Origin of the sequence: Devosia riboflavina (genome assembly GCF_000743575.1) — a bacterium.
Lineage (GTDB): Bacteria > Pseudomonadota > Alphaproteobacteria > Rhizobiales > Devosiaceae > Devosia > Devosia riboflavina.
This window is the reverse complement of record NZ_JQGC01000001.1, coordinates 40543-60962: the sequence shown is the minus strand read 5'-3', so window position 1 is coordinate 60962 and position 20420 is coordinate 40543. Positions and strand designations below refer to the sequence as shown.

20 protein-coding genes are annotated in these 20420 nt (G+C 61.4%); 12 read left to right on the top strand and 8 right to left on the bottom strand.

Going from position 1 to position 20420, the window contains the following annotated elements:
• Positions 1-103 precede the first annotated feature (103 nt).
• Both JP75_RS00285 and JP75_RS00280 read right to left on the bottom strand, forming a co-directional pair.
• Positions 104-874, bottom strand: a complete 771-nt coding sequence (locus JP75_RS00285) for an SDR family NAD(P)-dependent oxidoreductase (protein ID WP_035077559.1) — start codon at positions 872-874, stop codon at positions 104-106.
• Between the two features lie 18 nt (positions 875-892).
• Entirely contained in the window at positions 893-1579 is a 687-nt protein-coding gene (locus JP75_RS00280; protein WP_084587329.1) for a GntR family transcriptional regulator, read from the bottom strand.
• Positions 1580-1697: 118 nt separating this feature from the next.
• Here JP75_RS00280 and JP75_RS00275 point away from each other — a divergent pair, with 118 nt between their 5' ends.
• From JP75_RS00275 to JP75_RS26395, 7 genes are all read left to right on the top strand, one after another.
• Positions 1698-3239: an aldehyde dehydrogenase family protein gene (locus tag JP75_RS00275; RefSeq protein ID WP_035077553.1), complete on the top strand. Its 1542-nt coding sequence runs from the start codon at positions 1698-1700 to the stop codon at positions 3237-3239.
• A 105-nt stretch (positions 3240-3344) separates the two neighbouring features.
• A complete protein-coding gene (locus tag JP75_RS00270) occupies positions 3345-4304 on the top strand; it encodes a sugar ABC transporter substrate-binding protein (protein ID WP_035077550.1) in 960 nt (319 codons plus the stop codon).
• Positions 4305-4544: 240 nt separating this feature from the next.
• Positions 4545-5555, top strand: coding sequence for an ABC transporter permease (locus tag JP75_RS00265; protein WP_051960142.1), 1011 nt, complete (start codon positions 4545-4547; stop codon positions 5553-5555).
• Positions 5552-6280 carry an ATP-binding cassette domain-containing protein gene (locus JP75_RS00260; RefSeq protein ID WP_035077544.1) on the top strand — a complete coding sequence of 243 codons (729 nt, stop codon included), beginning with the start codon at positions 5552-5554 and terminating at the stop codon, positions 6278-6280. Before JP75_RS00265 ends, JP75_RS00260 begins: the two co-directional genes overlap by 4 nt.
• A gap of 154 nt (positions 6281-6434) precedes the next feature.
• Positions 6435-6590 carry a hypothetical protein gene (locus JP75_RS26400; protein ID WP_160194621.1) on the top strand — a complete coding sequence of 52 codons (156 nt, stop codon included), beginning with the start codon at positions 6435-6437 and terminating at the stop codon, positions 6588-6590.
• A 10-nt stretch (positions 6591-6600) separates the two neighbouring features.
• Entirely contained in the window at positions 6601-7056 is a 456-nt protein-coding gene (locus JP75_RS00250) for a GNAT family N-acetyltransferase (RefSeq protein WP_035077540.1), read from the top strand.
• A 127-nt stretch (positions 7057-7183) separates the two neighbouring features.
• Positions 7184-7339, top strand: a complete 156-nt coding sequence (locus JP75_RS26395) for a hypothetical protein (protein ID WP_160194620.1) — start codon at positions 7184-7186, stop codon at positions 7337-7339.
• Here the strand turns inward: JP75_RS26395 and JP75_RS00245 are convergent.
• From JP75_RS00245 to JP75_RS00230, 4 genes are all read right to left on the bottom strand, one after another.
• Complete coding sequence (locus JP75_RS00245) at positions 7332-8231, bottom strand: dihydrodipicolinate synthase family protein (RefSeq protein ID WP_035077538.1); 900 nt, start codon at positions 8229-8231, stop codon at positions 7332-7334. The two genes, JP75_RS26395 and JP75_RS00245, sit on opposite strands and share 8 nt — an antisense overlap.
• Positions 8232-8380: 149 nt before the next feature.
• Entirely contained in the window at positions 8381-10111 is a 1731-nt protein-coding gene (gene araD, locus JP75_RS00240) for an L-arabinonate dehydratase (protein WP_035078363.1), read from the bottom strand.
• A gap of 100 nt (positions 10112-10211) precedes the next feature.
• A complete protein-coding gene (locus tag JP75_RS00235; protein ID WP_035077536.1) occupies positions 10212-11492 on the bottom strand; it encodes a Gfo/Idh/MocA family oxidoreductase in 1281 nt (426 codons plus the stop codon).
• A gap of 174 nt (positions 11493-11666) precedes the next feature.
• Positions 11667-12995, bottom strand: a complete 1329-nt coding sequence (locus JP75_RS00230) for an MFS transporter (RefSeq protein ID WP_035077534.1) — start codon at positions 12993-12995, stop codon at positions 11667-11669.
• Between the two features lie 203 nt (positions 12996-13198).
• On the opposite strand from JP75_RS00230, the gene cyoA reads away from it, so the two are divergent.
• The 5 genes from cyoA to JP75_RS00205 are packed head-to-tail and all read left to right on the top strand — an operon-like array spanning position 13199 to position 18145.
• Entirely contained in the window at positions 13199-14389 is a 1191-nt protein-coding gene (gene cyoA, locus JP75_RS00225; protein WP_051960031.1) for a ubiquinol oxidase subunit II, read from the top strand.
• Complete coding sequence (gene cyoB / locus JP75_RS00220) at positions 14386-16383, top strand: cytochrome o ubiquinol oxidase subunit I (RefSeq protein WP_035077532.1); 1998 nt, start codon at positions 14386-14388, stop codon at positions 16381-16383. The genes cyoA and cyoB overlap by 4 nt, the downstream gene beginning before the upstream one ends.
• 1 nt (position 16384) lies before the next feature.
• Positions 16385-17014, top strand: coding sequence for a cytochrome o ubiquinol oxidase subunit III (gene cyoC, locus JP75_RS00215; RefSeq protein WP_035077530.1), 630 nt, complete (start codon positions 16385-16387; stop codon positions 17012-17014).
• Positions 17011-17421, top strand: a complete 411-nt coding sequence (gene cyoD, locus JP75_RS00210) for a cytochrome o ubiquinol oxidase subunit IV (RefSeq protein WP_035077527.1) — start codon at positions 17011-17013, stop codon at positions 17419-17421. Before cyoC ends, cyoD begins: the two co-directional genes overlap by 4 nt.
• 4 nt (positions 17422-17425) lie before the next feature.
• On the top strand, positions 17426-18145 hold the full coding sequence (locus JP75_RS00205; RefSeq protein WP_035077524.1) for an SURF1 family protein: 720 nt from the start codon (positions 17426-17428) through the stop codon (positions 18143-18145).
• Here JP75_RS00205 and JP75_RS00200 read toward each other — a convergent pair.
• On the bottom strand, positions 18142-19488 hold the full coding sequence (locus tag JP75_RS00200; RefSeq protein WP_035077521.1) for a sensor histidine kinase: 1347 nt from the start codon (positions 19486-19488) through the stop codon (positions 18142-18144). The genes JP75_RS00205 and JP75_RS00200 overlap by 4 nt on opposite strands.
• The gene (locus JP75_RS00195; RefSeq protein ID WP_035077518.1) at positions 19485-20153 is read right to left on the bottom strand and encodes a response regulator; all 669 of its coding nucleotides are present in this window, start codon (positions 20151-20153) and stop codon (positions 19485-19487) included. The genes JP75_RS00200 and JP75_RS00195 overlap by 4 nt, the downstream gene beginning before the upstream one ends.
• Positions 20154-20420 lie beyond the last annotated feature (267 nt).

The window sequence follows — 20420 nt, the reverse complement described above, 5'->3', positions numbered from 1 at the left end:
CCCGGCAATCCAGTTCTTGGCGGCATGCCATCCTACGGATGACAGGGACCACCGGGACACGCCCGGTGGTGACGAAGGAGGGGAGAGTGCTGTGCCCGGCCTCTCAGCTATGTGCCCAACCGCCATCGACGATGAACTGCTGCGCAGAAATCATGGCGCTGTCGTCGGCCGCGAGGAAGAGGGCCATGCGGGCGATGTCGTCGGGCTGGACCCGACCGGCAAGGGCCTGGTTGGCGTCGATCTGGGCCTCGGCTGCCCCATCAACCCAGTGGGTCAATTGGCGCTCGGTCATCACCCAGCCGGGCACCAGCGTGTTGACGCGGATGCCGGATTTTCCCAGTTCGCGGGCCATACCGCGGGTGAGGCCATGGGTGGCGGCCTTTGCGGTCTCATAGACCGGGATTTTGGGCGACATAATCATCCAGCTTATGGAGCCGGTATTGATGATCGAGCCGCGGCCGGCCTTGACCATGCCGGGTGCGACGGCCTGGATGGCGAAGAAGGAATGCTTCAGATTGACTGCCATGCGGTCGTCCCAATAGGCCGAGGTCACTTCCTGCCATTCGTGGCGCTGGTCGTGGGCAGCATTGTTGACGAGCGCCAAGGCGTCGCCATGGGCGGCAGCGAAGCCGGCAATGGCGGTCTGATAGGCGTCGGTGTTGGTGATGTCGCAACGGGTGAAGAGTACGGCCTGGCCGGCTGCGGTCAGTTCGGCAGCAAGAGCCGTGCCGCGCTCGTCCTGGATGTCGACAAAGCCGACCTTGGCGCCCTGTGCAGCAAAATTGCGCACCAGGGCCTCGCCAATGCCGGAGGCGCCGCCGGAAATGACCACGGGCATGCCGACAAGGCTCGGATAGCGGGCGGATTGCGTCATTGGTGAACTCCGAGCGGTCTAAATAAAAAGATTGGCGTGACGGGTTTCTAGCTCGGGAAGCTCGTCGAGAATACTGCCCAAATGCGTCGCCATGGCCGCTTTTGCGCCTTCCACGTCATGGGCGTCGATGGCGTCCATGATAGCGGTGTGTTCGCGGACGCGGCGGGCCATGTCCGCCTCGCTTTGCAGGGTCATGTTACAGACCCGGTCCATGTGGGTTTTCATGTCGGCGATGGCGATCCAGGCGATGCCCACGCCTGCACCGGTGGCGATGGCGATGTGGAAGGCCTCATCGTGCTCGCGAAAACCGGCGTGGTCGAGTTGTTCGGCCGCTTCTGCCTGCTTGGTGAGCAGGCTCGCAATGCGTTTGCGCTGCCAGGAGTCAAAATTTTGCGCGGCCTTGGCGACGACGGCGATTTCTACCGACTGGCGCACAAAGAGCGCCTCGATCATTTCCTTGGCTGAAATACGGGCTACCACCGTGCCGCGATGGGGCCGGATTTCGATCAGGCGGGAATTGGCGAGGCGGATCAGCGCTTCGCGTACGGGCTGGCGGGAAACGCCCAGTTTTGTCGCGATATCCTGTTCGGAAAGGCGGGCGCCGGGCAGGAGCTCGAGCTCGATGATCGAGCGGCGCAGGTCCTTCTCGATGGTCGCTGCCGCGCTTTCGCCGCTCTCGGCCGAAGTCTGCATATCCAGAGTCATATTACATCTCGCCCATGCCATTGACAGCTTGGGTCAATGCGCCATACGGTACCATACAATTCCATACAGGACACGGTCGAGCGGGTCCAGCATCTTCGGGGAGGTGGGTCAGTCCGCCATGGCCATCACAAGTCAATCCAGCTTTCAGGACAATTTTGCCGTTCCGAATCTTAGTGATCCGCGTGTTCAGAGTAAACGCGCCTATCGCATGCTTATCGATGGCAAATCCGTGGATGCGGTGTCTGGGAGGGTCGTGGAGCGGGAGAGCCCTGGCCATCGCGGGAAGGTCATCGGCACATGGCCGGCTGGCAGGACGGAAGATGCTTCGCGCGCTATCGGCGCAGCTCGCACGGCTTTCGACAATGGCCCCTGGGGGCGGATGAGCGGGGCCGAGCGTTCGACCATTCTTCACGCCATCGCGCAGGGCATTCTGAAGCATCAGGACGAGTTGGCGCTGATCGAATGCCTCGAGACGGGCAAGCCGATCAACCAGGCGCGCGGCGAAATCGGTTATTGCGCCGATCTCTGGACCTATGCGGCCGGCCAATGCCGCGGGCTCGAGGGCGATACGCATAATGCCATCGGGGCCAATCGGCTTGGGCTTGTGCTGCGCGAACCGGCCGGGGTTGTGGGCATCATTACGCCGTGGAATTTTCCCTTCATCATCATGTCGGAGCGTGTGCCGTGGGCGCTGGGAGCGGGCTGCACCGTTGTGGTCAAGCCGAGCGAATTTACCTCGGGCACGACGATCCGCCTGGCCGAGATCGCGCTTGAGGCGGGCCTGCCGGCGGGGGTGTTCAATGTCATCACCGGTTATGGGCCGGATGTCGGGCAAATCCTCGCAGAAGACCCGCGTGTCGACATGGTGGCTTTTACGGGCTCCGTGCGTGTGGGCACTCAGTTGGCCGGGATTGCAGCGAGCAATGTGAAGCGCGTCGGGCTCGAACTGGGCGGTAAGGGGCCGCAGATCGTTTTTGCCGACGCCGATCTTGAGGCTGCTGCCGACGGCATTGCCTATGGCGTCTTTCACAATGCCGGGCAGTGCTGCATTTCGGGCAGCCGGCTGATTGTCGAAAATTCCATCCGTCCGGCCTTGCTCGAGCGCCTGCTCGATCTCTCGCGTCGCCTGCCGTTCGGCGATCCGCTGGCCGCCACGACCCGCTATGGCGCAATGGTGTCCGTGCCGCATCTCCACAAGGTTGCGGGCTACGTGGCGGCTGGTTTGGAAGATGGGGCCGAACTGCTCTTGGGTGGGGAGAAGATCGACGAAGGCTCGGGCAATTTCTTTGCTCCGACGGTCTTTGACGGGGTGCGGCCCAACATGCGCATCGCGCAGGAGGAGATTTTCGGGCCGGTGCTGGCCACCATCGGGTTTGACACGCCGGAGGAGGCTGTCGCTCTCGCCAATGGCACGCCGTTCGGTCTTTCGGCCGGCGTCTGGTCGCGTGACCTGGAGACGGCGATTCAAACCACGAGAAAACTGCGGGCGGGGCGATGCTGGATCAATTCGGTGATCGACGGAACGCCGGAAATGCCCATCGGTGGCTACAAGATGAGCGGCGTTGGCCGCGAACTCGGCCGTTATGGCTTTGATGAATATTCGCAGTTCAAGGGTCTGCACATGACCCTCGGGCGCGGCGAACCCTGGTTTGAGCACTAGGCTCAAACCAGGGAGAGGATCTGGCGGCGCAATCTTTGGTCGGAGCACGCCGCCCGAAGCGGGACCTGAGGAGGGCCCGCCACAATCCAAAGGGAGGATTAAGCGATGAAGTTGACCAAGTCAAAAGCCGCTCTGCTGGCCGGTTGCGCCCTGTTCGCAACCGTTGGCGGCGCGCTGGCGCAGGATCAGGAACCCGTCAAGGCGACCATGATCATCTACCTCGATCCCAGCGTGCAGTTCTTCAATCCGGTGGTGAAGGGCGCTCAAGACGCCGCCGCTGCCTTCAACGTCGATCTCGACGTGCAATATGCCAATAACGATCCGGTGCGCCAAAACGACCTGATCGATACGGCCGTGGCGACCGGCGTCGATGGCATTGCCGTCGCCATTTCCTCGTCTGATGCGTTTGATGACAGCATTTGCGCTGCGGTCGAAGCGGGCGTCGTGGTTATCGGCTTCAATAATGACGACCTCGAAGGCGCAGCCGGCAATTGCCGCCAGGCCTATGTGGGCATGAACGAGTTCGACTCGGGCTATGAACTTGGCCTGCGCATGATCGAGCAATTCGACCTCAAGGAAGGCGACACAGTTTTCAATCCGCGCGAAATTCCAGAAGCGAGCTTTGCCGTGGCTCGTGGTGGCGGCATCGAAAAGGCTATGAGTGAACATGGCATCAAGGTCGAGACGGTGCGTGCTGGTCTTGATCCGGCGGAAGCGCAGAACGTCATGGCGCAGGCCCTGATCGCCAACCCTGATATCAAGGCCGTATTCGGCACTGGCTCGGTGACCTCTACGGTTGGCGCAGGCGCTATCAAGGATGCGGGTGTTGAAGTGCCGTTTGGCGGGTTCGACCTTGCGGTCGAAATTGCCGATGCCGTCGAGAGCGGCGCCATGTTCGCAACCATGGACCAACAGCCCTACCTCCAAGGCTACTATCCGATCGCCCAGATCGCCTTGGCCGCGCGCTATGGCCTGACCCCGACCGACGTCGATACCGGTCAGGGGGCTTTCCTCGACCAAGCCCGTATCGGCACCGTCAAGCCGCTCATCGGCTCTTATCGCTGATCGTCCGGGATGGAGCTGCGGGACTGGTTCCCGTGCCCCACCCCACCCTCGTTCCTTCTTCCTCAAATCTCTCCACCGGAGAGATTTGCCCTCGGGACGGCTCGAAGCCCATCAAGGGGAGGGAGGCGATTGACAAAGCTTCGGTTCCTTAGTCTCCCTCCCCCCTGTGGGGAGGGATCAAGGGTGGGGGTGCGGCAGTCTGATGTTTATTGTGACAACTGGATACAAAACGTGACCGATATGACCCATGACCGGGCCGTTGCGCCCCGGCGCTCGGCAGGAGAGTGGCTCCATAGCCTTCTCAGCATGCCGGCGGGCGCCATTCTGCTGCTATTCCTCGTTGTGCAGCTTGGCTGCATTGTCGCCGGGCTCTTGTTTCCCGACGACTTCCGTTATCTCTCATCGGCCAATATGGGCATCATGATGCGCTCCGTGCCAGTGCTCGGCTGCCTCGCGCTCGGAGCGGGCGTGCTGATGATCGCCGGTGAGTTCGATCTCTCCATCGGCTCAGTCTATACGCTCACAGCCGTCATCATGGCCCTGCTCGTGGGGGTGGGCGTCGATGCGTTTATCGCCGCACCTGTCGGGCTGCTGATCGGCGCGACCATTGGGCTTGGCAACGGGTTTCTGACGCTAAAATTCAACCTGCCGAGTTTCATCGTTACGCTGGGTGGCTTGCTGTTCTGGCGCGGTGCGGTGCTTCTTATTAATGGCGCGGTGCAGGTGCGGTTCGACCCGAACCCGGTATTCAATGCGCTGTTCTCGGGCACGATCTTTGGCATCAATGCGGCGTTCATCTGGTTCATCGCGCTGTGCCTGGTCTTCTGGGCAATGCTGCATCGGCATCGGCTGGGTAACCACATCTTTGCAACGGGTGGTAATCGCGCGGCTGCTACAGCCATCGGCGTCAATACCGGGCGGATCAAGATGATCGCCTTCGCCATCGCAGGGTTCATGGCTGCCTTTGCCGGCATTCTGGCGACCACGCGCGTTGGTTCGGTGCAGCCGGGGCAGGGTGCTGGGCTGGAGCTTCAGGCCATCGCCGCCTGCGTCATCGGGGGGCTTTCCCTTCGTGGCGGCCGGGGTTCAATCCTTGGAGTGTTTCTCGGGGTGATGCTGATCTTCACCATCACCGACGTGCTGCTGTTGATGCGGGCACCGGGTTTTTATCTCGACATGTTCATTGCCACGCTGATCGTCGCTGCCTCGATCTTCAATCACGGTCTTGATCGCCGGGGAGCCGAGTCATGAGCCTCTTGGAACTGCACAACATCAACAAGACCTTTGGACCGCTGAAGGCGCTGACGGATCTGTCTTTCACTGTCGGGCACAGCGAAGTCGTCGGGTTGCTGGGCGATAATGGCGCGGGGAAGTCGACCACCGTCAACATGATCTCGGGCATTCATCAACCAAGCTCGGGCTACATCTCGGTCGATGGGCAGCGTCAGACCTTTGCCAATCGCCGCGACAGCGCCGAGGCGGGGATCGAGACCATCTACCAGAACACGGCGCTTGTGGACTGCCTGTCCATATCGCGAAACATCTTCCTTGGGCGTGAGCTGACGGATCGCTTCGGGTTTCTGGACCTGAAAAAGATGCGCGAGATCGCCATGCAGGTGCTGGAAAGCGCCGTGCATATTTCGGGCATCGATAGTCCGGACAAGATGGTGGGTGATCTCTCGGGCGGGCAGAAACAGGCCGTGGCGATTGCACGGGCGGTGTTCTTCAAGCGGCGAGTGCTGCTGCTCGACGAGCCGACATCGGCGCTATCGGTGCGCGAAACGGAAGCCCTGCTCAATCAGGTGCTGAAGTTGAAAGCCGAGGGCGTGTCGAGCGTGCTGGTGACTCACAATCTCTACCATGCCTACCAGGTCTGCGATCGCTTCGTGATCATGAGCCATGGCACGAAGGTGTTCGATGTGGCAAAGGCCGACACGACGATCGAGGAACTGACGCAGCAAGTGGTTCTGACTTAGCGGCGTGGTCCGTCACCCCGGATCGGACCGGGGTGACGGACCATGTGAGCGCGGCTTCTTTATGCCGGCCTTATATCGCGTGCATGATTTCGAATGGAGGCTTTATGCGCCAGAGGCGCAGGATCGTCTTGCAACCAACATGGAGTGCAAGACCATGCGTCCCCCCTATTACCTTCTTCACTATCGAAATGGCCTGTCTGGCGATCAGCCGCATGAAGTGGTCGAGACGAAAGGCGGTAGGTTTGTCCTGTTCACCTGCTCGATCATCATGGCAGGGCTGATTGCCATCGCCTTTCTCAGTGGCTGGTGAGGAGCAGGTCATGTCCATGGTGACAGCGATGGCGCGCCTTGAAACCTTTGCCCGGCTGCATGAGGCGCGCCTGGTGGATGTTCACGGCCTGTGGGGCTTATCGGAGCGGCTGCCGGGTGGCGTCGGTGGCGAACACCCGATCTGGCAGACATTGCTACAGGCAGAAGATGCCCATGTGCATGTCGCGACGGAGTGCCAGCTAGTCGTCGGCGCAGTGGTGATCTGGCACCACAAGGGCGCCGATGTGGCCCGGCTGGCCTGGCTTGGTGTCGAGGCTTCGACGCGGCGGCGGGGCATCGGGCGGCTATTGCTCGAAACCGGCATTGCGCGGGCGGACCTTGCTGGTGCCACGGTCGTAACCGCCCATGTTCCGGGTGACGCGGCCGATCTGCAGGCCTTTCTCGCCGATAACGGCTTTCTCAGTGTAAAGGGTGGCGAGTTTCGTCTGCCGCTGGTGGCGTCATGAGGCGGGATATGGCTCAGCGCGGGCCTGAGGCGCATGAGCGCGATGCCGACAAGGGCGCGCTACTGATCATTGCCTTTGTTTGTGTGTCGTTCTGTGTTCTCGCCGGTTTCGTCGTAGGGGTCGCCGGATGAGACGGCCGATCAGACGAGCGAAAAGCGGCTCAAGCACGGCGCGCGATGATCTCGAACGGGGCGTCATTGCCGTCATTGTGCTGATGGCATTGGTGCTGGTCGCCATAGGTATCGGCGCAGTGGCAGAGGTGCTGAGTGCGGGGACTATGTGAGCCCGTTCTCCGCTATGAAGGCTTCGAGCTTCTGCTGCTGGGGCGGGCTCAGCGGCCAGGCGGAGGGTGGGCGCGTGGGGCCGCAATCGCGACCCAAGGCCTGCAAGGCGGCCTTTACGCCGGTGACGTTTGTGCCGTTCATTTCTTCGGCGCGAATGTCTTCGAAGGCTTTCATGCCGGCGATGAGCTTGTTGGCGCTGACATAGTCTCCGTTATCGAGCGCAGCGTGGATCGCGAGGGAGCGTTCGGGCCAGACATTGATCAGGCCCGAGGTGAAGCCGCGGGCGCCGACGGCGTAGAGGGCGGGGGCCCAGACTTCGGCAAGGCCACCGACCCAGACGATTTCGGGATCGCAGGCGGCCTTGGCTTCGGCGAGCTTTAAGGGATTGGGCGTCGCCCATTTGACGCCTTTTACGCCGGGAACGGCGCAGAGATCGGCAATCGCCTTCGTGCCGATGGTGTCGTTGCGGAGATAAAGCATCATGGGCAAGCCGCCAGAGGCGTCGGCAATGGCCTTCAGGTAATCGACGATGCCACGTGGGGCGACGAAGGGATCGGGCGGCTGGTGCACCATGAGGGCGGTGGCACCGGCATTGGCTGAGGTTTTAGCCAACGCCTGTGCATCGCGGATACCGCGGCCGACACCGGCGAGGACCGGCGCGCGACCGGCGACGAGGTGAACCACCTCGCGCACCATGGTCGAGGCTTCTTCGGTGGTGAGCGCGTAGAACTCGCCGGTATTGCCGTTGACGACCGGCATGTGGAGGCCCGCGCCGAGGGCGCGGTCGAGGACGGGCACCAGCTTTTGCGGGGCGATGTCGCCGTTCTCGTCATAGGGCGTGACGAGAATGCCTGAAATGCCGGTGAGGGCCCGGTCGAGCGTACGGGTCATTTTTTTTGGTCCTTTTCGTCCGAGGCTGCCACGCCCTCGGTTGTCACCCCGGCGACGGCCGGGGCCGATCCCGAGATTTCAAGATGGGCCCCGACCGTCGCCAGGATGACGGCCAGAGTTTGTTTGAACACTGTGCCCATCAAGCTGTCCTAGTAAATATCCGGTTCGCCAGCGGCTGCGCCGAACCTACGTTCTAAAAAGTCGAAGTCGCAGCCCTTGTCGGCCTGGGTGACGTGTTGGGAATATATCCAGCCCCAGCCGCGTTCAAAGCGTGGGGAGGGTGGGGTCCAGGCGGCGCGGCGGCGTTCCAGCTCGTCCTCGGCGACCAACATGTCGAGCCGGCGATTGTCGAGGTCGAGGCGCACGATGTCGCCGGTGCGCAGCAAGGCGAGCGGGCCGCCAATATAGGATTCGGGAGCGACATGGAGGACGCAGGCGCCATAGGAAGTGCCGGACATGCGCGCGTCGGAAATACGCAACATGTCACGAAAACCCTGTTTTATGAGCGCCTTCGGGATGGGGAGCATGCCCCATTCGGGCATGCCGGGGCCGCCGAGAGGGCCGGCATTGCGGAGGACAATGACATGGTCCGGGGTGACGTCGAGGTTCTCGTCGTCGATGGCCGCCTTCATCTCGGCATAGGAATCGTAGACCAGCGCCGGGCCCTCATGGCGGTAATATTTTGGGTCGCAGGCGGCGGGTTTTATGACGGCGCCATCGGGGCAAAGATTGCCGCGGAGAACGGCCAATGAACCTTCGTGATAGACCGGGTTCGAGAGCGGGCGGATGACGTCGGCGTTGTAGACCACGGCGCCTTCGAGGTTTTCGCCCAGCGTCTTGCCGTTGACGGTGACGGCGCCGAGATGCAGCCGGTCGGTCAACTGCGTCATCAGGGCGCGAAGGCCGCCAGCGAAGTAAAAGTCTTCCATCAGGTAGCCCTGGCCGTTGGGCCGGACATTGGCGATGAGCGGGGTCGTGCGGCCAAGGGCGTCGAGATCGTCAAGTGAGAGTTCGACGCCGGCGCGGCGGGCCATGGCGATCAGGTGCACTACGGCATTGGTCGAGCAGCCGGTGGCCATGGCGACGATGGCGCCGTTGCGTATGGCGGCTTCGGTGACGATGTGGGCCGGGGTGATGTCTTCCCAGGCCATATCGACGATGCGGCGGCCGCAATCGGCGGCCATGCGCTGGTGCGCTGAGTCGACGGCGGGAATCGAGGAGGCGCCGGGCAGGGTGAGGCCCGTGGCGTCGACGATTGCGGTCATGGTCGAGGCGGTGCCCATGGTCATGCAGACGCCGGCTGAGCGGGCTATGCCGCCTTGCAGGCCTTGCCACTGTTCGTCGGTGACATTGCCGGCGCGGCGCTCGTCCCAGTATTTCCAGGCGTCGGAGCCGGAGCCGAGGGATTTGCCGGCATAGTTGCCGCGCAGCATGGGGCCGGCGGGCAGGTAGATCATCGGCACATTGGCTGATATCCCTCCCATGACGAGGCCGGGCGTGGTCTTGTCGCAGCCCCCCATCAGCACCACGCCATCGAGCGGGTGCGAACGGATATTTTCCTCCGCTTCCATGGCGAGGAGGTTGCGGTAAAGCATGGAGGTGGGCTTGGTGAAACTCTCGTCGACCGAGAGGGTTGGCAGTTCGACGGGGAAACCACCGGCTGCGAGGACGCCGCGCTTTACCGCTTCGACGCGTTCGGGAAAATGGCTGTGGCAGGCGTTGAGTTCGGACCAGGTGTTGAGGATGCCGATCACGGGTTTGCCCATGAAGTCGGCTTCCGAATAGCCGAGCTGCATCAGCCGCGAGCGGTGGCCAAAGCTGCGTAGGTCGTCCGGCGCGAACCAGCGCGCCGAACGGAGTTGGTCGGCTGACTTCCGCATGGCCTTTTCCTCCTCGGGCCCCTGCCGCAGCATCGCCGCCCATTCTCCCTAAGGGCATTGGCGATGCTGCAGGGCGCTAACGAAAGTCGTTCCTTTAAGGTCAGAGTTTGACCAGCGTTTTGACGTCGACCGGAAGGCCGGTCGCAAAGGACTGGTTGGCGGCGATGCCGGTCAGGATCGAGAGGGCGCCATCGCGATGGTTGGCACCGTAGCCAGGGCGCGGCGTGGCGTTGCCAAAAATTTCTTCGAGCATGATCTTGTCGCCGCCGCCATGGCCGCCTTCGGCATGCTTGATGGGGATGATGCGCGGCTCGCCGTGAAGCGGGAAATGATAGAGATCGACCCCCTTGGCCGCGCCTTCGGCGGTCGAGGTGGAGCCGGCATTGATGTAGGAGGTTTCGCGGACCATCAGTTCCAGACGGCCACCGGTGCCGTTGATGGCGACATTGAAACCTTCCCAGGGGGCATAGGCATAGAGCGAATAGGTCATTACCGCCTTGTTGCGGTAGCGGACCATGACATTCATCGTGTCTTCGATGGAAATGCCGTCGCCAAAGACGTTCTGATCGCGCTGGTAGCCATCTTCCTTTTCGGCGTCCCAATAGAGCGATTTCTGGACGGGGTTCGAGGTCAGGTCGATGGCGAACTTGTCGTCCTTTGCCGCTTCCACGCCCGTCGTGCGGGTATAGGGCGTGAAGACGCCGCGTTCCTCGGCATTGGCGCGACCGTAGAATTTGAGATCGCCCATGGCAAAGACGGTGTCAGGCTGGCTGCCGAGCCAGAAATTGACGAGGTCGAAATGGTGGGTCGACTTGTGGACCATCAGGCCACCCGAATTGCGCTTGTCGCGGTGCCAGCGGCGGAAATAGTCGGCGCCGTGGCGGGTATCGAGCAGCCACTCGAAGTGGATCGAGGTCGGGGTGCCGATGGCGCCTTCGGCGATCAGTTCTCGCAACGCCGAATTGTGCGGGGCATAGCGATAATTGAAGGTGACGCGGATGTTCTTGCCGGTGCGCTCGACGGCGTCGAGGATGTCCTGGCACTTTTCCTTGTCGACCGTCATCGGCTTTTCGGTGATGACGTCGCAGCCGAGTTCCATGGCGCGGATGATATATTTGTGGTGGGTGCGGTCGACGGAGGTGACGATGACGAAATCGGGCTTTTGCTCGGCGATCATCTTCTCGAAGTCGCTGGCCTTGTAGGTCGGCACAGCCTCTCCGCGCAGCTCTTCGACGAAGATGCGATTGGTGTAGTCCATGCGGGTCTGGTTGGTGTCGCAAAGGGCGACCACGCGGGCATTGTCTTTATGGGGTCCCAGAATGGCCTCGTAGAACATCCTGGCCCGTCCGCCCGTGCCCACGATTGCATAAGTCTTGGCCATTTCCGCTCCTCGCATGCCATCAAAACCGCAGCGTGATGACTCATCTTTTCGCCGCGCGGTTACATGTACCATACAAGATTGACGGCGTGCACTCGTTCTTTTGGCGGAAGACAAAAAAGACGAAGCGCGCGGCCATCGGAGTGGTCGCGCGCTTCAATAGATCTGCGATATCAGTTAGTTAGTGCGGGCCAGGTGCCGGTTGAGATAGAGTGCAACAAGCGTGCAGACCGCGCCGGAAAGCAGATAGGCCCCCGAGGAAATGAGGCCGAAATTGCTCGACAGCAGTAGGGCAACCAACGGAGCGAAGCCGGCGCCGAAAAGCCAAGCGAGGTCCGAGGTCAGGGCCGAGCCGGTATAGCGATAAAGCCGGGTGAAGTTGGCGGCGACGACACCAGAGGACTGACCGAAGGACAGACCAAGCAGGGCAAAGCCGATGATCATATAGATGGTTTCGCCGGTCTGGCCGGCACCGAGCAGGAGCGGCGCAAAGATACTGAAGACGCCGATGGCGGCGGCCGAATAGCCGAGGAGCTGGCGGCGGCCGATGCTGTCGGCAAGATAGCCCGAAAGCACCACGGCGACGAGACCGACACAGGCAGCGGCAATCTCGATGACGAGGAAATTGGCCGGCACTTCCTGGGTATAAAGGAACACATAGGAGAGCGGGAACACGGTCACCATGTGGAAGAGGGCGAAGCTGGCCAGAGGCGCAAAGGCGCCGATGACGATGTTGCGCCAGTCATTGGTGATGGTTTCGCGCAGCGTCGAGGGTTCGAGTTCGCCGCTTTCGAAGAGATGCGTGTATTCGGGCGTGACCACGATGCGGAGGCGCGCGAAGAGCGCGACGATATTGATGGCGAAGGCCACGAAGAACGGGTAGCGCCAGCCCCAGCCGAGGAAGTCTTCGGCCGAAAGAGCCCAAGAGAGATAGGCAAAGAGCGCTGATGCAACGATGAGGCCGATCGGGGCGCCGAGCTGGGGCACCATGGCGAACCAGCCGCGCTTGGTATTGGGCGCATTGAGCGCGAGGAGGGAGGCAAGACCATCCCAGGTTCCGGCGAGGGCGAGACCTTGGCCGATGCGGAAAATGACGAGGATAGCGACGGCAAGCCAGCCGACCTGATCGTAGCCGGGGAGGAAGGCAGTCGCCACGGTCGAGACGCCGAGCAGCATCAGGGCGATGGTAAGTTTGACCCCGCGCCCATAGCGACGGTCGACGGCAAGGAAGATCGCCGTGCCCACGGGACGGGCGACGAAGGCCAGGGCGAAAACGGCAAAGGAGAGGAGCGTGCCGGTCAAAGGATCGGCAAAGGAGAAGATCAGAGTCGGGAAAACCAGCACCGAAGCGATGGCATAAACGAAGAAATCGAAGAATTCCGAGGTGCGACCAATAATCACACCGATGGCGATTTCATTGGCATCGACGGGTCTGTGGGTGTCGTGCAGTTGGCGCGCGTCGTGTTCGGCTGAAGTCTCAGGGACCTGGGGAGTGGAGGCTGCCATGTCGCTAAGCTCCTGGTTTTATTGAATTTCCGATCCGCATTCCGGGAGAGGGGAGAAGGCGGTCAGTCGTTCGCTACGGACTGGTTTGATGGTGTCTTGCATCAAAGAGCGGGCGCTTGCGAGTGGACAAAATGTCCGATGGCGCAGAGGATGCCACGGGAGTAGTCCGCAAACCAAGCGCAGTCTTCCTCCCAAGGGCCGCAATGTCTCGTTTTGCCAAACTTCTTCTCGTGCCCCTCGCGGCACCACTTCTCGCTGGCTGTAATGCCGTGGTGATGGCGCCGGCCGGCGATGTCGCCGTGCAGCAGCGCGATCTCATCATCATCGCAACAGTGCTCATGCTGCTCATCATCATTCCGGTGATGGTGCTGGTCGTGCTGTTCGCGCGCAGATATCGGCAGGGCAACAATGCCAAGTACGAACCGAACTGGGATCACTCGACCCAGCTCGAGCTGGTGATCTGGTCGGCGCCGCTCGCCATCATCATCTGCCTTGGCGCGGTGACCTGGGTGTCGACGCATCTGCTCGATCCCTATCGCGAGCTTGGCCGTCTCGGTCCTGATCGGCCGGTTGTCGCGGAAGTTGAGCCCCTCGAAGTGGAGGTCGTGGCGCTCGACTGGAAGTGGATGTTCATCTACCCGCAATATGACATTGCCACCGTCAATGAACTGGTGGCGCCGGTCGATCGCCCGATCAGCTTCAAGCTGACGGCGTCGACGGTGATGAATTCGTTCTACATTCCCGCAATGGCCGGCCAGATCTATGCCATGCCGGGAATGCAGACCCGGTTGCATGGCGTGATCAACGAGCCCGGCACCTATAAGGGCATCGCGGCCCACTATAGCGGCCACGGTTTCTCCGGCATGCATTTCGAAACCAAGGGCGTGAGCGATCGCGAATTCGAGGCCTGGGTCGCCGAGGTTCGCAACTCGCCCGACATGCTCAGCCGCCAGCGCTATCTCGAAGTCGAAAAGCCCAGCGAGCACGTTCCGGTCATGCACTTTGCCGGCGTCGAAAGCGGGCTCTATACCGCCATCGTCAACATGTGCGTCGAGCGCGACAAGATGTGCGTGAGCGAGATGATGTCGATCGACGAGCAGGGTGGGCTCGGCCATGCCGGCGTCAACAATCTAGCGCCCGAGCTTTATGGCGGCGGCGAGAAGAACCGCTCGCCCTTCGGCCCGCAGAAGACTTATGTCGCGGCGATCTGCTCGACGGACGAAGCCATTGCCATGACGGCAAAGCTGCCGGCCATCAAGGCGCCTGATGCTGCGCCGCTTGTCGGCAAGGGTCTGATCCGTCCCGAAATGGTCGCGCACAGCAATGCGCCCGCGCTTGACTGGCTCGCCGGCAAGCTCGCCTTCAACCAAAACACCTCGGCTGACGCGCTATGACAAACGAATTCTGGTCCTTCATTTTCGGGCGTCTCACCTGGGACGTCCTGCCGATCCACGAGCCGATCCTCGTCGTGACCTTCATCGTCGTGGTGCTGGGCGGCCTCGCAGTGGTTGGCGCGCTGACCTATTTCAAGCTCTGGTCCTATCTCTGGAAAGAGTGGTTCACCAGCGTCGACCACAAGAAGATCGGCATCATGTACATGGTGCTCGGTCTCGTCATGCTGCTGCGCGGCTTTGCCGACGCCTTGATGATGCGCCTACAACAGGCCATCGCCTTCAACGGCTATGAGGGTTACCTCAACGCCCACCACTATGATCAGCTGTTCTCCGTACATGGCGTGATCATGATCTTCTTCGTCGCCATGCCGCTGATCACGGGCTTCATGAATTATGTGGTGCCGCTGCAGATCGGCGCGCGCGACGTCAGCTTCCCGTTCCTCAACAATTTCTCGTTCTGGATGACCGCCGGTGGTGCCGTGCTGGTCATGATGAGCCTTTTCATCGGCGAGTTTGCGCAGACCGGCTGGCTGGCTTTCCCGCCATTGTCGGGGATCGAGCATTCACCTGCATCGGGCGTTGACTATTATATATGGGCGCTGCAGGTGGCGGGCGTCGGCACAACTCTCTCGGGCGTCAACCTGATCGCGACTATCATCAAGATGCGCGCCCCGGGCATGAGCTTGATGAAGATGCCGGTCTTCACCTGGACCTCGCTCTGCACCAACGTGCTTATTGTCGCGTCCTTCCCGATCCTGACCGCTGTGCTGACCCTCCTGGCGCTTGATCGCTATGTCGGCACCAATTTCTTCACCGCCGATTTCGGCGGCAGCCCGATGATGTATATCAACCTCATCTGGATCTGGGGTCACCCGGAAGTCTACATCCTCATCCTGCCGTGCTTCGGCATTTTCTCGGAAGTCGCCTCGACCTTCTCGGGCAAGCGCCTCTTCGGCTACACGTCCATGGTCTATGCGACCGTGGTGATCACGGTGCTGTCCTATCTTGTGTGGCTGCACCACTTCTTCACTATGGGCTCGGGCGCCAGCGTCAATTCGTTCTTCGGCATCACCACGATGATCATCTCGATCCCTACAGGTGCCAAAATCTTCAACTGGCTCTTTACGATGTATAAGGGCCGCATCCGCTTCGAACTGCCGATGATGTGGCTCATCGCCTTCATGCTCACCTTCACCATCGGTGGCATGACCGGCGTGCTGCTCGCCGTGCCGCCGGCCGACTTCGTGCTGCACAACTCGCTGTTCCTCGTGGCGCACTTCCACAATGTGATCATTGGCGGCGTGCTGTTCGGCATCTTTGCCGGCATCAACTACTGGTGGCCCAAGGCTTTTGGCTACAAGCTCAACACCTATTGGGGCAAGATCTCGTTCTGGCTCTGGAATGTCGGCTTCTGGTTGGCCTTCGGCCCGCTCTATGTGCTGGGGCTCATGGGCGTTACCCGGCGCCTGCGCACGTTCGACGACCCATCGCTGCAAATCTGGTTCATCATCGCCGGTATCGGTGCGCTGGTGATCGCCGCGGGTATTGCGGCCATGCTGGTGCAGTTTGGCGTCTCCATCTTTGGCAAGAACAAGGAATGGGACACGACCGGCGATCCGTGGAATGGCCGCACGCTCGAATGGGCCACGTCCTCGCCGCCGCCGCAGTACAATTTCGCCTTCACGCCCATCATTCACGACAATGATGCCTGGGCCGACATGAAGGCGCGGCATGCACAGCGTCCGACCAAGGATTTTATGGAAATCCACATGCCGCGCAATACCGGCACGGGCGTGGTCCTCGCGGGGCTCAGCGTCGTGCTCGGCTTTGCCCTCATCTGGTACATGTGGTGGCTCGCCATCCTGAGCTTCGTCGCGCTCATCGGCGCCGCCATCATCCACACCTTCAACTATGACCGTGACTATTACATCCCGGTCGAGGCTATTGCCGACGTCGAGAACGAACGCACGCGCCTTCTGAGCGGAGCCCGCTAAGATGAGTTCACAAGCAACAACCGCTGAGGGCGAAGCCCCGCAGTTCTATGAACTGGTGCCGCATCACCACGCTCCGCATGGCTCGACCCAGATCGGGTTCTGGATCTACCTGATGAGCGACTGTCTCATCTTCGCCTCGCTCTTTGCCATCTATGGCGTGCTCGGCGGCAATTTCGCCGCCGGCCCGTCGCCGGAGCATCTGTTCAACCTGCAACTGGTGGCTGTCAGCACAGGTGCGCTGCTCCTCAGCTCGATCACCTATGGCTTTGCCATGCTCGACATGGACGAGGGCAAGAAGACCGGAACGCTGGTCTGGCTGGTAATCACCGGCCTCCTGGGCGCGGTGTTCCTGGGGCTGACGCTCTATGAGTTCTACCACATGATCCATGAAGGCGCGGTGCCGCAGCGTTCGGCCTTTTTGTCGGCCTTCTTCGTGCTGGTGGGCACGCACGCCCTCCACGTGACCTTCGGCATTCTCTGGCTGGTTACGCTGCTGGTGCAAATCAGCGCCAAGGGCCTGGTCCCCGCCAACAAGATCCGCGTGCAGTGTCTGTCGATGTTCTGGCACTTCCTCGACGTCATCTGGATCGGCGTTTTTACGGTTGTCTATCTCATGGGGATGCTGCGATGAGCGCTTCGACCTCTCACGACACGCTAGCTTCGGGCACGCATGCCCACCCCAATCCCGATGCGCATGGCGACGGGCACGATCACGGTACGCGCCGTACCTATCTCATCGGCTTCGCGCTTTCGGTCATCCTCACCGCGATTCCGTTCTGGCTGGTGATGGCCGATGTCATCGCCGACACCATGATCGCGACCCTCGTAATCATGGCTTTCGGCGTGGTGCAGATCTTTGTGCACATGGTCTATTTCCTGCACATGAACACCAAGTCCGAAGGCGGCTGGACGATGATGGCGGCGATCTTCACCATCATAGTGATCGTGATTGCGCTGTCGGGCTCACTGTGGGTGATGTTCCACCTCAATACCAATATGATGCCGGGCCATATCATGAACCCGGCAGACTTGATCTGACGCTATGACGAAGCGAGAAGGGCAGGGGGCGCGGAAGCTCTCCTTCGGCCTCGTTGCCTTTGCCGCTTTCGCTGCGGTCTGCGCCTTGGGTTTTGCGACCCTAGGCGTGTGGCAGGTCGAGCGGCTGGCCTGGAAAAACGATCTCGTGGCGGCGGTGGAAGCGCGCAGCACCGCCGCGCCACTTGATCTCAACGAGGCAGATTGGGGCGCAATCGATCCCGAGGTCAGCGAATATCAGCGTGTCTCGGTTCGTGGCCGGTTCGAGGGCGATGATACGCTGAGCCAGGCAGTCACCGTGCATGGCGGTGGCTTCTGGGTGATGACCCCTCTGGCGCTGGACGATGGTCGGGCACTGTTGGTCAATCGTGGTTTTGTGACAGCCGCGGAACGGGATGCTGGTATAGCGCGGCCTGACGACGCGGTTGCGGTCTCCGGGCTATTGCGGGCCAGCGAGCCCGATGGCGGCTTCCTGCGCAGCAATGATCCCGATGCCGGGCGCTGGTATTCGCGCGATGTGGCCGAGATTGGCGCAGCGAGTGGGATCTACAATCTGGCGCCGTTCTTCGTCGATGCGGATAAGACGGATGAAAGCTATCCGATCGGTGGGTTGACCGTCCTCACCTTCTCGAACAATCACCTCGTCTATGCCCTGACCTGGTTCGGGCTGACGCTGCTTTCGCTCTTCGCGCTCTACTGGCTGCTGCGCGATCGGCTCCGGCGCTAGGCCGTAATCAGGGGCAAGCTGATCTCGAAGAGGGCGCCGCCTTGTGGCGCGGTGGCTACACTGACCTTGCCGCCATGACGCTTGATGATGTCGTAGACCAGGCTCAGACCCAGCCCGGCGCCATGCGGGGATGGCGATAGCCGATGGAAAGGCCAGAATATCTCTTCGCGATGCTCGGGATCGACGCCCGGGCCATTGTCCGAGACGCAGATACGGCCATCGGGATTGACCTCGACCCGGATATTTACCGCCGGGCCGCCATGGGACATGGCATTGAGAACAAGATTGGCGACGGCACGGGAGAGGGATGAGGCATCGCCCTTAACCTCGACGGGTTTTTCGGGGCCAACGAATTCGATATCGCAGCCGGCGTCGATGGCGAGGGGTGCGAGATCGGCGGTCACCTGGGCGGCGATGTCGACGAGGTCGACGGTTTCAAAACCGTCCGGGGACAGTGCCAGGCGATGAAGATCGAGGAGTTCGTTGGCCATGCCGCCAAGCCGGGCCGAGTCTCGCTGCAACTGGCGCTTTTCCGGGCTATCGGGAAGTGATTCGAGGCGCGTTTGCAGGATGGCGATGGGCGTGCGCAATTCATGCGCTGCGTCGGCGAGGAATCGCCGCTGGCGGGCAATACCGCTATCGAGACGATCCAACGCCTCGTTGAAGGCGCGGACCAGGGGGATAAGTTCGACCGGGACATTCTTGTAGGACAGTCGAACATCGCTCTGGCCGATATCGATCTGCTCGGCGTCGCGCGCTATCTGCTCAACGCCCAGAAGCGACCTGCGGATCAGCGATGGAATGGCGAGAACCGTTGCGGCGGACAAGAGGATGATCAGGCCGATAAACATGGGATGGCCGAACGTCTTCATGACAACGCTGAAGCTGACGGGCGGGCCGCCGCCGGTCATCACCCAGAGGCGTCCCATGCTGGTATTGCGCGTCCGGACGATGGCGTAGGGGTGTTTGGAATCCCCGAAATCGGTGAAATTAGCCGACGAGACATGGACCAGGTTTTGCGGGAAGAGATTGACCGGGGCAGGGACATTGCCGCGCCGCAGGATATTGCCCTCCGCATCGACCATGATGAACCAGAAATCGGGATAGATCTCGAAGGCTTCCTGCAGGTCGGAATTGGGCTCCAGAGAAAAGCTGCCATCCTCGAGACGTTGCGCGGAGCGGACGATGTCGTCCACGATGCCTTCATCGAGCCCCTGCTGGGCGCTGATCGCAAGCAGGAATGGCACTGCGGCCACGAGCGTGAAGCCTACCAGCACCACGATCTGAATGGCGATGAGGCCGCGCGAGAGGACGAGGCGCAGCGATAGGGCCCGGCGCTTCATGAGGTTGCCCTTAGAAGGTAGCCGATCCCCCTGATGCTGTGGATTTCGACATTGGCCGGAGCCAGCTTGCGCCGCAGCCGGGAAATGTGGGCGTCGAGCGTGTTCGAGGCGATTTCGTCGTCAAAGCCATAGACGGCTTCTTCGAGGGCAGAACGGGCCACGGTTCGGCCGGCGCGGCGCACCAGGACTTCGAGGGCGAGCACTTCGCGACGGGTCAGCGTCATCGGCTCGCCGGCAGCAGTGGCCGTGCCATCGCCGAGATTGAAGGTGAGTTTGCCCACCGTAATACCCATATCCGCGATCATGGCGGGACGGCGCATCAGGGCGCGAATGCGGGCGACCAGTTCGTCGACGACAAAGGGCTTTGCAAGATAGTCGTCGGCGCCGGTTTCGAGGCCTTCGATGCGATGTTCGGGAGAGCCGAGGGCGGAAAGCACGATGATCGGCAGGCCGGACTGCGCCCGGCGCAATTGCGGAATGATCGTCAGGCTGTCGCCATCGGGCAGTTTGCGATCGAGAACCGCGATGGAATGAACAGCATTTTCGACCGCTTCGAGCGCCATTTCCAGCGTTGAAACGTGATCTACCAGAATGTCGTGGCGTTCGAGAGCACTGATCAACGCCCGTGCCAGATCGAGCTCGTCCTCCACCAAAAGTATACGCATGGCTACCTCATCATGGACGGGGTTATGTCTGACAATGATTGCCATTGCATTGCGCGGACTTTGCAGTTTCGCAATGTTGCGGCAATATGGACAATGGAAAAGGACCCCGATGCGAGCATTTTGACACCGCGGCGGCCGGTTCTCCGGACCTTGCGCCAATCCTGGACTGGACACAGCCTTGGCCGACAGTTTGCGACATCTGCGCCGGGCGACGCCGCCCTCGCGCTCCCTCCGCCCATTTATGCCCCGATAGGCCAGTGCCCACAG